The organism is Paenibacillus sp. J2L1-98 (assembly GCF_056269405.1).
Genome location: NZ_JBWDNW010000019.1, coordinates 40,634 through 54,496, shown reverse-complemented (window position 1 = coordinate 54,496; position 13,863 = coordinate 40,634). Strand labels below are relative to the sequence as shown.

General features: G+C 49.8%; 10 protein-coding genes. 2 read left to right on the top strand and 8 right to left on the bottom strand.

What is annotated here, in order from left to right; all coding sequences use genetic code 11:
* Positions 1-170 precede the first annotated feature (170 nt).
* Positions 171-1,856 (top strand): dihydroxy-acid dehydratase, encoded by a 1,686-nt coding sequence (gene ilvD / locus AC0YNZ_RS24415; protein WP_475829091.1) that lies wholly within the window; start codon positions 171-173, stop codon positions 1,854-1,856.
* A gap of 239 nt (positions 1,857-2,095) precedes the next feature.
* Here the strand turns inward: ilvD and AC0YNZ_RS24410 are convergent, their stop codons facing one another.
* The gene (locus tag AC0YNZ_RS24410; RefSeq protein WP_475829090.1) at positions 2,096-3,499 is read right to left on the bottom strand and encodes a polysaccharide deacetylase family protein; all 1,404 of its coding nucleotides are present in this window, start codon (positions 3,497-3,499) and stop codon (positions 2,096-2,098) included.
* Positions 3,500-3,665: 166 nt separating this feature from the next.
* Between AC0YNZ_RS24410 and ytvI the strand changes: the two genes are divergently transcribed.
* Positions 3,666-4,817 carry a sporulation integral membrane protein YtvI gene (gene ytvI, locus AC0YNZ_RS24405; RefSeq protein ID WP_475829089.1) on the top strand — a complete coding sequence of 384 codons (1,152 nt, stop codon included), beginning with the start codon at positions 3,666-3,668 and terminating at the stop codon, positions 4,815-4,817.
* 192 nt (positions 4,818-5,009) lie between these two features.
* On the opposite strand, the gene AC0YNZ_RS24400 is transcribed toward ytvI, so the two are convergent.
* The 7 genes from AC0YNZ_RS24400 to AC0YNZ_RS24370 form a co-directional block, all read right to left on the bottom strand.
* On the bottom strand, positions 5,010-6,929 hold the full coding sequence (locus AC0YNZ_RS24400) for a peptidoglycan D,D-transpeptidase FtsI family protein (protein WP_475829088.1): 1,920 nt from the start codon (positions 6,927-6,929) through the stop codon (positions 5,010-5,012).
* 229 nt (positions 6,930-7,158) lie between these two features.
* Positions 7,159-9,378, bottom strand: a complete 2,220-nt coding sequence (locus AC0YNZ_RS24395) for a methyl-accepting chemotaxis protein (protein WP_475829087.1) — start codon at positions 9,376-9,378, stop codon at positions 7,159-7,161.
* Between the two features lie 203 nt (positions 9,379-9,581).
* A complete protein-coding gene (locus AC0YNZ_RS24390; protein WP_475829086.1) occupies positions 9,582-10,844 on the bottom strand; it encodes a peptidase U32 family protein in 1,263 nt (420 codons plus the stop codon).
* Positions 10,845-10,940: 96 nt separating this feature from the next.
* The gene (locus AC0YNZ_RS24385; protein ID WP_475829085.1) at positions 10,941-11,873 is read right to left on the bottom strand and encodes a peptidase U32 family protein; all 933 of its coding nucleotides are present in this window, start codon (positions 11,871-11,873) and stop codon (positions 10,941-10,943) included.
* A gap of 55 nt (positions 11,874-11,928) precedes the next feature.
* A complete protein-coding gene (mltG, locus tag AC0YNZ_RS24380; protein ID WP_475829084.1) occupies positions 11,929-13,044 on the bottom strand; it encodes an endolytic transglycosylase MltG in 1,116 nt (371 codons plus the stop codon).
* Positions 13,045-13,247: 203 nt separating this feature from the next.
* Positions 13,248-13,559, bottom strand: coding sequence for a DUF1292 domain-containing protein (locus AC0YNZ_RS24375; protein ID WP_475829083.1), 312 nt, complete (start codon positions 13,557-13,559; stop codon positions 13,248-13,250).
* The gene (locus AC0YNZ_RS24370; RefSeq protein WP_110771566.1) at positions 13,559-13,855 is read right to left on the bottom strand and encodes a DUF1292 domain-containing protein; all 297 of its coding nucleotides are present in this window, start codon (positions 13,853-13,855) and stop codon (positions 13,559-13,561) included. Before AC0YNZ_RS24370 ends, AC0YNZ_RS24375 begins: the two co-directional genes overlap by 1 nt.
* Positions 13,856-13,863: the final 8 nt, after the last annotated feature.

The following is a 13,863-nucleotide window of genomic DNA, read 5'->3' as shown; positions in this document are numbered from 1 at the left end:
TTCATCGCCGTATCCGTCATTTGCCATAATGACACTAAGCTCACATCATTCTTCATTATTTTTTAACGTTTACAGGTTATGGCATAACCGGCCGGCGTTATAGCCAACGCTTGTCCGTTGTGATAAAATCGAGAGTATTGAATTTATTTAAGCAAATAGGGGGCACTTAAATGGCGGCCAAAAGAATGCGTTCTGATATGATCAAAAAAGGATTCGACCGCGCACCGCACCGCAGCTTGCTTCGCGCCGCGGGCGTAAAAGAGGAAGATTTCGACAAGCCGTTTATCGCGGTTTGTAACTCGTATATTGATATTATTCCTGGTCACGTCCACTTGCAGGAGTTCGGCAAGCTGGTTAAGGAAGCCATCCGCGAGGCGGGCGGCGTTCCTTTCGAATTTAATACAATCGGCGTTGACGACGGCATTGCGATGGGCCACATCGGTATGCGTTACTCGCTTGCCAGCCGTGAAATTATTGCCGATTCGATCGAGACTGTCGTTAACGCGCACTGGTTCGACGGCATGGTCTGCATTCCGAACTGCGACAAAATTACACCGGGCATGATTATGGGCGCGCTTCGCGTCAACATCCCGACTATGCTTGTCAGCGGCGGACCAATGAAAGCAGGTAAAACCTCCGATGGCCGTTCGATCTCGCTATCCAGCGTATTCGAAGGCGTAGGCGCTCACCAAGCCGGCAAAATCAATGACGATCAGCTGATGGAGCTTGAACAATTCGGTTGTCCGACTTGCGGATCATGCTCCGGTATGTTTACAGCTAACTCAATGAACTGTTTGGCTGAAGGCCTTGGACTTGCATTGCCTGGCAACGGTACGATTCTTGCCGTTTCCCCAGAGCGTAAAGAGTTCGTTAAAGACGCGGCACGCCAGCTTATGAAGATCATTGAGCTTGGCATTAAACCGCGTGATATCGTTACAAAAGATACAATCGACAATGCTTTCGCGCTTGATATGGCAATGGGCGGCTCCACAAATACGGTTCTTCACACGCTTGCCATCGCGCATGAAGCTGGTATCGAGTACCCGATTGAGCGTATCAACGAAGTGGCTGAGCGCGTTCCGCATCTTGCGAAGATCGCTCCTGCATCGGATTACCACATTGAAGATGTACACAATGCGGGCGGTGTCAGCGCAGTTCTTAACGAGCTGTTTAAGAAGGAGGGCGCTTTGCACGGCGACTGCATAACCGTTACCGGCAAAACGCTGCGCGAAAATGTTATCGGCTGTGAGATCCAAGATACCGACGTCATCCGCACGATTGACAATCCGCATACGGAACGCGGCGGTCTTGCTGTATTGTTCGGTAACCTTGCTCCTAACGGCGCTATCATCAAAACGGGCGCAGTTGATAAATCAGTTGGCGGCTACCACAAAGGTCCTGCTATCTGCTTCGATTCTCAGGACGAAGCTTTGCATGGCATCGCTAACGGCAAAATTAAAGAAGGACATGTTGTCGTCATCCGATACGAAGGACCGCGCGGCGGCCCGGGCATGCCGGAAATGCTGGCACCAACATCCCAAATCGTCGGTATGGGTCTAGGCGCGAAGGTCGCGCTCGTAACAGACGGACGCTTCTCCGGCGCATCCCGCGGCATAAGCATCGGCCATGCATCGCCAGAAGCTGCTGAAGGCGGACCGATCGCATTCGTTCAAGACGGGGATATCATCGAGATCGATATGAACAACCGTACAATGGATCTTCTGATCAGCGACGAAGAATTCGAGAAACGCCGTTCCGAATGGAAAGGCTTCGAGCTTAAAATCAAACGCGGCTATCTAGCCCGTTACGCTCACCTTGTAACTTCCGCCAGCACTGGCGGCGTTATGAAAATGTAATTTGAGCTTAGCCATGCGTAAACGGCTGACTCCGTCCTTGGACGGACAAGGCTCGTTCCGCTTTGAAATATAAGCTGCGCATAAATAGTAAATTTATACATTCTTAATTTTTAGCAAACAGAGGAGTGCAAGCTGGATACAGCCTGCGCTCCTCTGTTGTATAGGGCCTCAATATAGAAAAACAGCCGTTCTAGGATGATGTCCTGAGCGGCTGCTATGGATTAAATCATTTATGATAGCTATATAGCTGTTGTTTTCGTGCCCAGCTGCGCAGCTTCGTCGGCTGCCGCGCTTATTGTCCGTTCCACCGCATCGCTTATGCGCTCAGCTTCCTCTTGCATCTTGTTCAGCTGCACCGTTGCATACCGCCTTATCGTTGCGACAGGCATGAGCAGCATTCGCGGTGAAATGGTTTCTCTTCTTTTCTTGCCCTTTGCCGTCTGCTGCGTATTGGTCAGAACCCTAATCAGAATGCGCAAATAGATGCGCGTCGACTTCGCGAACAGGCCTTCCGGCAGCTCGAATATTTCAAAACCTAATCGGTCAGCGCCGCGATGGATCATCGTGACGCCGTAGACCGCCTTAATATCATTCGCCTCGTTATCTTCCGCCAGCTGGTTGGCGAGCTGCGGCAGTGCCTGCTCCACTTCGCGAAGCATGCGGATGCCGGTAGCTACCGGCGATTTGGAGGTCGCCGCAATCGCCGACAGTTTTTTGTTATCAAAATGTAATTCTGCGACGCGGTCGCCCTTCATTACTCGGCCGCCTTCGGCAAATACAATATCTTGGCCGTTATATGTCGTCACGCGATAATGAAATGCGGCATCCTTCGCTTCCCCAACCGTTTTTAAGCGGAAGATGACATGAAAGGTCCTTTCCCACAGCAGCCACAGCGTAATGGCAGCCTTCTTCCAAATAGAAGAATGAACTGCGCGCGCAGCATCGGTCAGCTTCATCATTTCGTTGATCCCGACAAAACGATAGCCCCGTTTCATGCCTTCTTCTAAGTAGGCTTCAAGTGCGATAAGCATGTTTTTTGGAGCATCCTTATCCGCCCCGAAAGTCATGCCGCAATCATGTAATAGCATAACCTCGCCCGGTCTCAGCTTCCTCATCATCCGCTTCTTCAACCGCTCGGGACCAAGGCGCAAACGCCAATCGCCAAACATGGCCGACCATAAAATAATTTGCAAATAACCCAGATTCGCATAATCGAATACGTTTACGATCCCCCAGGGCGGCCGGTAATAAACCGAGCGTTCGCCTGTCGCATTCTCAATAATATCAATGGTACGTTCGATTTGCCGCTTGACTGTCCGGGGGCGCATGAGCCAATTCGATTTATGAACATAATTATGAATACCGATAATGTGACCTTCTGCCTTCATTCGCTGCAGCAGCGCTTCCTGCCCCTCCGCATGTGCGCCCACGACAAAAAAGGTCGCTTTCGCATTGTAGCGTGCGAGCAGATCAAGCAGCTGCGGCGTATAGACTGGATCCGGTCCGTCATCAAACGTCAGGGAAATCTCCTTCTCCACGCGCCCCTTCTTAAATACGCGAAAGCCGAAGGTCCGGCTAATGAGACCTGGAAGAAAGGCATAGAACGTCACGACGTAAAGTCCCCACAGCAGCAAATTTTCCATTTTGTTTTCCCCACCGTTATATGATTTAGTCGACGAATAAATAGCGGTACAAAACAACAACAATAGCTTTAATTGTAGCATACCGCAATAAAAAATAGGCATCTTTTTAAAAACTATAGTACAATCTTTATGGAAATATGAATATAGAAAAAGAAGGAGTAGGACTATGCTTCCATTTTACAAAAAGTACTGGCGAACAGCCTTTGACATCGCGCTAATTGCTCTCACTGTATATTTGATTATGTATTCCTTCAGCTATTTGTACCGCATTGCGACACCTATTTTCTTTTCCTTCCTCATTTATTTATGTATCGAACCGTTAGCGAGGCGGCTGAACAAGCTGGGGATGAAGAAATCGATCGCCTCCGGCATTTCCGTTCTGCTGTTCACGCTTATTATACTGGCCGCCTTCTCCGGCGCCGCGTATCTGCTGACGAAGCAGGGGACGGAGCTGGTCGCGAATTTTCCGAAATATCAAGAAATACTCGCCACTCAAATTGCCAATATTACCGAAGAGGTGCAAAGAAGATTCGGCACCCTGCCGGCCGACCTCGAGCTCGTTCAGCGCTCCAAAGATTTAATCGAAGGGGCATCGGCCACTTTGACTAAATTCGGACAAACGGTGCTTGTTAACATAATCGGTTACGTTTCGTCCTTCTCCACGTTCGTCTTTAATTTTGTGGTTGGCATTATATTAGCCTATTTCCTGAGCATCGAGATTACGACATGGAAAAAAACAGCCGAGGACAAAACGCCGAATACGTTCAAGAATGCGTTTTTCTTCCTTCGCAACAACGTATTTAAAGGGATTGCGCTTTACATTAAGGCTCAGGCAAAAATGATCAGCATCACCTTTTTTGTCATTTTGATCGCGCTTGTGCTGCTCGGCGTGGAAAATGCGTTCGTTATCGCGGTCGTATCCGCTATCTTCGACATTTTGCCGCTGCTCGGCGTCGGCACCATCTTTATTCCATGGATTATTTATTTGATCATCGTAGGCAAAATCACGCTGGCGATCTGGTTGTCCGCGCTATTTCTAGCTGTCGTGCTCACCCGCCAAATTCTTGAGCCTAAAATTACAGGCGACTCCTTAGGCGTATCCGCCTTCACGATGCTCGCTTTCATGATTGTGTCGCTCTCGTTGTTTGGCGTATCCGGCGTCATCTTATCGCCAATCCTTATGATCTTGATCAAGGCGCTGTACGATCAAGGCTACTTCCACCGCTGGATTCATGCGCCTCTTGGGGAATTCGATAATCCTCCAGCCGAATCCTACGTGGAAAGCCTGACGAAGCGTGAAGAAGACGATAAGAAATAACGGGCAGATAAGGAAGTGGAAGGAGTCTGACACCGCCCGGCGGAGGTGCAGCCTCCTTTCACGGTGAAATAAGAGCCATGTCTGCCGCAGCGTATTATTATTTCGCTGCGGCAGACATGGCTCTTGTGATTTCTGAAAGGCATTTTGTTGAGGCTTGACCAAGTGTGTCTGATCGACCGTTTGGTTACCGGGCTAGCTGCCATCGCCGCTCGGTAAGGCGGCGGCGATGTCCATGACGCCGCGGAAGAGCTTGGTCGCCTGATTCGCGCTGCCGGGCGGCTGGTTTTCCACGAGCACAGCAATAGCGTATCGTGGTTTTTTAACCGGGCCGTAGCCCGCAAACCACTGGTTGTTGCGGGCGATTCCGGCCCGGGTCATTTCGGCGGTGCCCGATTTGCCGGCTACCGCCCACAGCCCTTGGCGGATCGATCGACCGGTTCCATGGTCGACGACCGCCTTCATGCCGCGCAGCAGCGCATGAGCGGTGGCCGGCTTTATCCGGCCATGAATCGCTTGCGCACGCTGTGCGGGAAGCTTCACCATCCGCTGGCCGTTGGCATAGCGGATTTCACTGACAAGGCGCGGCTCCATCACGCGCCCCTCATTCAGCAGCGTCACAATCAGATTTGCCGCCTGAAGCGGCGACATCGTTACATCACGCTGCCCAATCCCGCTCTGCGCGAGCACGCCGCCATCGACGGATTCCAGCAATGCGGCCTGCTCCCTCGCCTTCAGCGCTGCCTCCCGCTTTCCGCTCCGCTTTCCGGGATGGCCGCCTGACTCGCCTCCAGTCTTAAAGCTGCTGACAGGCGCAAACAGCTGCCCGCTCTCCTCCTCTTCCAGAAGACGAAGCGGCGCTGCAAACGGTCCAAAGGCATCCTCACGATGCCAGCCCGCCTGCCGTCCTATGCCCAGCGCGTCCGCGGTACGCTTCAGCTCGGACGCCTTGAGCCGCTCCGCAATCGTTGCAAACACAATGTTGCATGATTGGGCTAGTCCTTCCTCAAGCGTCACGTGACCATGGCCGCCTTCCTTCCAGCAGGACAAGCCGTATTTTCCGTATTCGCCGTTACAAAAAAACGTTTCATGCCGGTTTACCGCTCCCGATTCTAAAGCGGCTGCCTCCGTAACCAGCTTGAACACCGAGCCGGGAGCTACCGCCTTGAGCGCATGATTGGCCCATTCGGAGCCATCGGAGCTTTGGAACTGTCCCGGCTTTAGCTGCGGTCTTGACACCATCGCGACAATATCCGCATTGCTCGTGTCAAGCACGACGATCGCTCCCTCCTGCATGCCCTGCGCATCCACGTAGTCTTCGATCTCATTTTGCAGCTTCAAATCGATGGTCGTAACCGCCTTCAGCGGATAGTAACGGTTGCCAGGCTGCGTAATGCGCATATCAAGCCCATGCATCGGTGCGTTTTGTCCATCTATGAAATAAGAGACAGAGGTAGCCCCTACACCGTGCAGCAGCTTATCCAGCGACTTCTCCAGCCCCGAGCCGCCAACCTGCTCGGCAAGCTTTCTTTTGCCGCTTGCCAGCTCATGCGCATGAACAGCTTGCAGCCACTCCGGATGCTGGCTCGTAAAGCCAATGACATGTTTAGCCTCAAACTGCGGCAAATACCGGTTGCGGTATGGAAGCACGCGCATTCCATTTAACTTCAGCTCCTTAATCCGCTTCGCTTGAGCAGCGGTTAGACGCAATGGACGCTGCTCTCCGTCAGCTTTCCAAAATACAGGCTCCCGCACAGCATCCCACTTCTGCAGCAATTTTTCCTCTGTTATGCCTAACAAACCGCTAAGCTTGGTTAAGTCCTCCTTTTGCCCCCGCATTTCCTTCCGGATAGGAAAAAGAGCGATAGCCGAATAGGTTTCACCTGTAATAGGTACGCCATGACGATCGTAGAAATCGCCGCGTCCGGTATCCAGCACCAAATTACGCTGACGCTGCTGAACCGACAGCCTTTGCCAGCCGCCGCGGCTAGCCTGCTGCGAAAGAACGGCCGCCGAAGAGCTGCCCGGCATTAGCTGCAGCCAGGCAAGACGCCCTATATAGACCAGCATGATTAAGCTGATCAGCCAGGCAGCTAACCATATGCGTTTAAACATGTCTATTCACCATGATGACGGTGCTCCTTTTTTGTCGCAGCTTGATGGTCTGTGCGCTTCAATCCATATAGGCCTATTATTTCCTTCACACGCTTCCCTTCAAACATCATCCATCATTTCCGCAAAAAAAAGAGCCTTCAGCAATAAATGCCTGAACAGCTCTTCCACAACCCCAATAATTCCTAAATGTTGATGAATTTATAATTGCTATTTCATTATGCTGCCGCTGCTATTCGATCTTAAACCGCGAAAGCGAATTTTTCAGTTCGCGTGATACCGTGTCCAGCTTCTCGGAAAGGCGAACCATGCCGTCGCTGATGCTAAGCTGCTCAGAGCTAAGCGATGCGACTTCCTCGGAGGTAGCGGACGACTCCTCTGCTACCGCGCTTACGTTTGTCATCGCATCCGCCAGAACGGCCTGCGACTCATCCAGCTGACCGATGGAATCCGTAACGAGATCCAGCTTTTGCGCAAGCTGACCCATTTGACCGGAAACCGTTAAGAAAATTTGATTGGCTTCTTTTACCGAACCGATCTGTTCTTGGAACAACGGGTATGCGTCCGACAATACATGCACCGTCTCGTCAATCTCGCCTCTAATTTTCTCAGTAATTTGTCCAACCACATCGATAGACTGACGGGATTGATCCGCGAGCTTACGGATTTCGTCCGCCACGACCATGAACCCTTTACCCGCCGCACCTGCGCGAGCTGCCTCAATAGCAGCGTTCAATGACAAAATATTCGTCTGCTTCGTTAAGTTGTTGAGCACGTCCAAAATTTTAACGATGGAGCCCGTGCTTTCCTTCAGCGCATCTACCTTCTCAACCATCGAGCGCGTCATTTCTTCCGTCATGCCGGTCTTCTGTATGAGCACGCCCATATAGGTCGTTCCCTGCTGGCTGGCTTTCTCGACCTCTTGAGCGGAGTGCACCATCTGCTCGTTCGCATCGATTACTTTTTTCATTTGAACATCGATGTTGCCGGTCAAATCCGTGCCTCTCTCAGCTTCAACCGCCAGGCTCGTTGCTCCGCCTGCGATCTCTTCTGTCGCGACGGCGATTTCCTTAGCGGACATAGCCGTTTTCCTTGATGCATCGCTTAGCTCGGTTGCCGTTATAAGCACTTCCTCGGCAGACCTTGTCGTCTGAACAGCTAATGCCGTAATTTGCGTCATCATGAGGTTAAAGCTTTCGCTCAGCTCGCCGATTTCATCCTGGCGCTTATTCATGACGGATCGGACAGTTAAATTGCCGCTGGCGCCTTCAGTCATCAAGTTGCGTATTTTCACAAGCGGCTGCGCAATGGTCAAAATAACGAGAATTCCGATTGCAACCGCAATTAGTGCGGCAACAAAAACGGTCAACCAAGTCAAGCTTTGAATCGCCTTGGCATCTTTAACCAGCTCTTTTACCGGTACTGTTCCGATCAGCTTCCAGTCCATCATTGCAAATGTTTTATAAGCGGCAAGCACGGATTCTCCGTTATTCGTTTTCACTTTCAAGGAGCCCTCAAGCGACTGGTCCCCTTCTTTTGGAAGACTGATGCCGGACGCTTTGCCGGTCATACCCGGGTCAGCATTCGTTATGTAATCACCGTTCGCGTTCACAATTGAAATCTGGCTGCCTTCGCCAAGGATGACATCATGGTAACGTTCCGCAATGGAGTCTGCTTCCACTTCCAACAGCAGCACATAGGATGGTTCACTGGACATCGTATCCTTAATAAGACGGCTTAGTCCTATCGTAGGAACGCTGCCTGGATTGGACAACCCTTCCGGCTGCGGTGGAATCCAGTTCGTTTTCCCTGCTTTTTCAACGGTTTCCATGAACCAGGCTGTTTTCATAAGTCTTTCTGCGCTGCTGCTTGTTGCCGATCCGGAGGTTACAACTTCCAGCTTCGGATTGACCGGCAAGAGCATCATTGAGACAATCGTATTGTTGCCCATAATATAATTTTGCATTTTGTCGCTTAAATTACGCGATGCTTCGAATTTAGCGTAATCATCGCCGCTGCTCAGCATTTTACGCACAAGCTCATGAAAGTCTTTATCGATTAATATTTGCAGAGTCAGATCCTCATACGTCTTATAAATAACGTCCAGGTTATTCGCAACCTGCTTGATCGTTTCAAAGCTGGCATCCGAAACCTTGCTCTCTACAATGGACTTCGTCTTTGCATATGCCAATAGACCTACTGTCAAAACGCAAGCAATAATGCTGCAAAAAATAATAAAAAACAATTTCATGCCAACCGATTTGACCGGATTGGACAGCTTCATTCCTTTCATTGAGGCTGAAGCCGCCTTCATCGCCGCCTGAGAAATAGCCTTCATTCCTGATTGCGCTTTCACAGCTGCACCGGCTTTCGCGTCATTTGAGCCTCCTAGCTCAGCTTCGTGTTTTTTCTGCTTCGACTTCTTCGCTTTTTGTTCTTCTGGATTTTTCATTGGGAAAGACACCGCCTTCAAAATTGTGAGTCAAAAAATAGTTCGAATGTTGCTAGCGAATCTTGCCGGAATATGTATTTGCAAATTTACATTATATTATTTTATATCGACAGAACCTTGTCAAATCATAATAATAAAATACAAAAAAAAAAGAGCCTTATTTTTTAAAAAAAATAAGACTCCAGTCATGCTATTTCTTTTTTTTACTTTTTTCCTATCTTCTTCCTCATCATATCCATGGGCTTAACAGGCTTCAGCGTACGGATTCGGATATGCTGCAGCGGATGGCGCGCTGCTTCAAGCGCCTCGCCATCGGCATCGGTAATTTCCGTTACCGTCTGCTTGAAAAATGTTCCCTCTGGGCCAACAAATTCGATTTCTTGCCCCAGCTTAAAATGATTCCGCTGCTGCACCGTCGCAAATCCCGTTTTCGCATCGTAAGCAAGCACGACTCCGGCAAAGTCATAAGGAGCCGCTTTATCCTCCGGCTCATAAATATGATCCTCTGCTCCCGGTGTATCTAGGAAAAATCCGGTATTTAGCGGACGGTTAGCAGCCTTATTGATCTCTTCCACCCATTGCTGCTTCAGCTCAAAATGCTCCGGATCCGCGAAATAAGCATCGATCGCTTGCCGGTACACGTTAACGACCGTCGCCACATAATGAATGCTCTTCATTCTGCCTTCGATCTTGAAGCTGTCCACGCCAACCTCAATGAGTTCGGGCAAGTATTCGATCATGCACAAATCCTTTGAACCCATTGTAAATTTATCTTCATACTCGGGATACAGAGGCATTTCATCAACAAACAGATCATACTTCCAACGGCAAGACTGGCAGCAGCCGCCGCGGTTGGAGTCCCGGTCCGTAAAATGGTTTGAGAGCACGCATCTGCCGGAAAACGATGAGCACATTGCGCCATGTATGAAGGCTTCGATCTCAATATCGACATGCTTCTTAATTTCAGCGATATCCTTAAAGCTTGTTTCGCGTGCAAGCACCACGCGCGGCAAGCCTTCATCCTTCCAAAATTGTACAGCCTGCCAATTGAGGGTCGATTGCTGCGTGCTTAAATGAACCTCAAGCTTCGGAGCCACGCGCTGCGCCGTTTCAATAATAGCCGGATCAGCCGCAATGATTGCAGAAATACCTGCTTCTTCCAAAGCACGCAAATATTCCTCAAGGCCTTCGACATCCTCGTTATGCGCATAAATATTCGTTGCGACAAATACTTTAGCGCCGTAGCGGTTCGCAAACTCTACGCCTTCCTTCATCTCCTCGAAGCTGAAGTTATCCGCATTGGAACGCAAGCCGTATTTCTGTCCGCCGATATAAACAGCGTCGGCACCGTAATGAACAGCAAATTTCAGCTTCTCCAGATTGCCTGCGGGTGCGAGCAGCTCAGGCTTATCCAGCCGGTTCCGTTTTCCTTGATAACGCGGAGTCGTTTTTTCTGTTGTGGTCATTTCGTGCACCTCCTTAAAGTTTTGCGAAGCAAAACTCACTTCGTAAGCATTCACTTAGTTTTGCGAAGCAAAACTCACTTCGTAAGCATTCCCTTATTAATACACTTGCTCCTTGTAGAAGAACCCGAAGCTTAGCTCGCGATTTGGATCCTGAACCCGTTTAATGGCTTCCAGCCATTCCTCTTGAAATGTATAGCCAGCCGGATCTGCCAAATACGCGTCGATTGCCTGCCGGTATGAGCGTACCACGATTTCGTTGTATTCGATTGATTTCATAATTCCTTCAATCTTCAAGCTGCCTACTTCAGCCTCCATCAGCTCATGAAGGTTTTCGACCATGCAGATGTCGTCCGAGCTCATAATATGAGTCCCGTTAGCATCTTCAAAGATCGGGTAACGCTCATCCTGCCGCTCCGCTTCCATCACGTACAGACCGCGGTCCTTATCCTTCTGAGGCAGCCGCTCCGGCTCCGCTTGATGCTCCAAGTAGCTTTCCAAAAGCGAACGCTTGGAATGATAAATGTTCGTCATGCCATGCACCTGAACCTCAACTACGAGCTCTGTGTTTGAAGTCGTTTCGATCACCTGCTCCATGTTCAGCTCCCGCGCCAGCACATATCTGGCAGCACCTCTGCGCCCCCAATAGTTAGCGGTCACATAGTTGGTTGAAGTCATCTCCGCATTCCAATGCAAGGCCATCCCGGGAGCATGCGCTCTAGCAGCCATAAGAACGGCAGGGTCGCCAAACACAAATGCATCCACGCCAGCTTCCGCAAGCGCACGCACGTAATCATTTAACGAATCTACCGCTTCATTGTCCATCAGGTTGTTAAGAGCCGCATAAATCCGGACGCCCTTTGGCTTTGCTATCTTTACCGCTTGTGCGATCATTTCCTTATTGAACTCTCCTGCTAACCGCATACCGTAACGCGCTTCGCCGATGACAAAAGCATCCGCACCTGCTGCAATGAGCCTCTCCAGCTCCTCTAACGTTGCGGCGGTAGCTAACAATTCCGGCTTGTACGCCATGCCTTAATCCTCCTCAAAAGCTTCGGGTTAACCGATTGACTGACTACGCAGCGAACTACCCAGCCGTCTGGTTACTCTTCTCAATGTTTCTCAAATGCTCTTTATAGGTTTTCGCGAACAAATGGGTCTGACTACCGTCTTTTTTCGTCACGTAAAAGAAATATTCCGTTTTCTCCGGATACAATGCCGCTTTAATCGATTCGAGGCTCGGGCTCGCAATTGGTCCCGGCGGCAGGCCTTCCACTTCATAAGTGTTATAAGGACTGTCTATAAGCAAATCCTTTTCATACAACCGTTCCTTCGGCTTATCAAGCGAATATTGAACCGTCGCGTCAATTTGGAGCTTCATGCCGTCTTCAAGGCGGTTATAAATAATGCCGGCTACAAGCGCTCTTTCCTCGTCGACGACGACTTCCCGTTCAACGAGCGATGCGATGGTCAGAAGGTCGTGGAAGGTCATTTTTTTCTCTTCCAGCACATCCATCCAGCCCTCTGGCAAATCGGCAAGCTTCCGGTCTAGCTCCGACACCATCCGCTTAATAATGTCCTCTTCCGTGCTCCCCTTCTTCATTTCATACGTCTCGGGAAAGAGGTATCCTTCAAGACGCTGGTGAAGCTTCTTGTTGTCTGGAATTGTCCGAACAGCCTCCGCGTCGCCCCATTTTTTTTGCGAGGCAACCAGTCCAATAAACTTTTTCTTATCGATCAGCTTCTCCGCCGCAAGTTTGTCAGCCATCTGCAGTACGGTAAAGCCTTCAGGTATCGTGAAGCGAATCGTTTCTGCTGCTACCGTATCGCCGGCGTTCAGCTTTGCTATGATCGCATCATTGTCCATTCCCGGGCTAAGCTCATATACACCCGCCTGAAAGCGGGCCCCTTGGTCATTCAGCTTCAAATAATATTTAAAAATAAACGAGTTCTTGATTATCCCTTGCTGCTCAAGTAAATCCGCAACCTCATTCGCCGAAGTTCCTTTAGGAATATCAAACTTTTGTACATCTCCTGCAGCAGTAGGCTGCAAGCTGTTCCATACGTAGAATGCGATGCTTCCTGCACCTACGATCATAATGCCTAGCAAGCTTAAAATTACCCATAGTGTTATGCGGCTTCGCTTCGGACCGGATGATGACAGCTGGTCGCGATGCTCATGCTGCTGCGGTGACTTGTCCAATCTTAGACCCCCTCTTTACTCTCTGTGAGCTGCCCTCTGCCTAATTGCGCAGGCAAAAACGGCTGAGACCATGCTCTGGCGGCTCAGCTTATTTCTCACGGTGAACGGTAAGTTAGATTCTCCGGTGAGAATGTCCCGTAACATGGAACAAAAGAGCGGTTATAAGCCGCTCTCTCGTTCCATACCTATAGAATTGCTGCACCTTACGGACGTTCGTCGGATGTGAACAGCAAATCGTCATAAGCTTCAGACGCCGCTTCCCACTCTTCATCGTCCTCGATGTTTTCCAGCTGCGGTTCTCCATCAACTTGGATCACGCGGAATAGCTCGACATCTTCCTCGCCGCGCATCGGGTCAGATTGTAAGGCTGCATAAATACGATCTCCCAGCTGAAATTCAGCCATAATATCGTATACCTCTACACTGCCGTCATCCGCTTCGAGTTCAATTTCATTGCCGAATGCGTTTCTTAAGCTATTGAGCTTCTTTGGCGCCTCATGCTCTGTGCCAGACATTAGTTCTCTTCCTCCATCTCGCCAAGGAGAGTATTGAACGTTTCCTCGACCATGTTCCATTCTTCTTCGTCTTCAATCGTGTACAGCTTCAGATCATCTTCTTCTTCTTCATAACGGAAAGCATAAACTTCATCTTCCTCGTCATTTTCGCCATTTAGCGGAACAACCATCATATATTTCTGATCGGAACCATCAACTTCAAACTTCATGATGACTTCGAATTCCTCTTCGTTGCCTTCTTCATCCGGAATATAAATAATTTCCGGCTCTTCGAATTCCAAGTCTTCTTTTGTCATGTTTACCC

What these genes read in the sequence shown, in the direction of transcription:
- ilvD (WP_475829091.1), top strand. Translation starts at nt 171, where the DNA reads ATGGCGGCCAAAAGAATGCGTTCTGATATGATCAAAAAAGGATTCGAC.
- AC0YNZ_RS24410 (WP_475829090.1), bottom strand. Translation starts at nt 3,499, where the DNA reads ATGGAAAATTTGCTGCTGTGGGGACTTTACGTCGTGACGTTCTATGCC.
- ytvI (WP_475829089.1), top strand. Translation starts at nt 3,666, where the DNA reads ATGCTTCCATTTTACAAAAAGTACTGGCGAACAGCCTTTGACATCGCG.
- AC0YNZ_RS24400 (WP_475829088.1), bottom strand. Translation starts at nt 6,929, where the DNA reads ATGTTTAAACGCATATGGTTAGCTGCCTGGCTGATCAGCTTAATCATG.
- AC0YNZ_RS24395 (WP_475829087.1), bottom strand. Translation starts at nt 9,378, where the DNA reads ATGAAAAATCCAGAAGAACAAAAAGCGAAGAAGTCGAAGCAGAAAAAA.
- AC0YNZ_RS24390 (WP_475829086.1), bottom strand. Translation starts at nt 10,844, where the DNA reads ATGACCACAACAGAAAAAACGACTCCGCGTTATCAAGGAAAACGGAAC.
- AC0YNZ_RS24385 (WP_475829085.1), bottom strand. Translation starts at nt 11,873, where the DNA reads ATGGCGTACAAGCCGGAATTGTTAGCTACCGCCGCAACGTTAGAGGAG.
- AC0YNZ_RS24375 (WP_475829083.1), bottom strand. Translation starts at nt 13,559, where the DNA reads ATGTCTGGCACAGAGCATGAGGCGCCAAAGAAGCTCAATAGCTTAAGA.
- AC0YNZ_RS24370 (WP_110771566.1), bottom strand. Translation starts at nt 13,855, where the DNA reads ATGACAAAAGAAGACTTGGAATTCGAAGAGCCGGAAATTATTTATATT.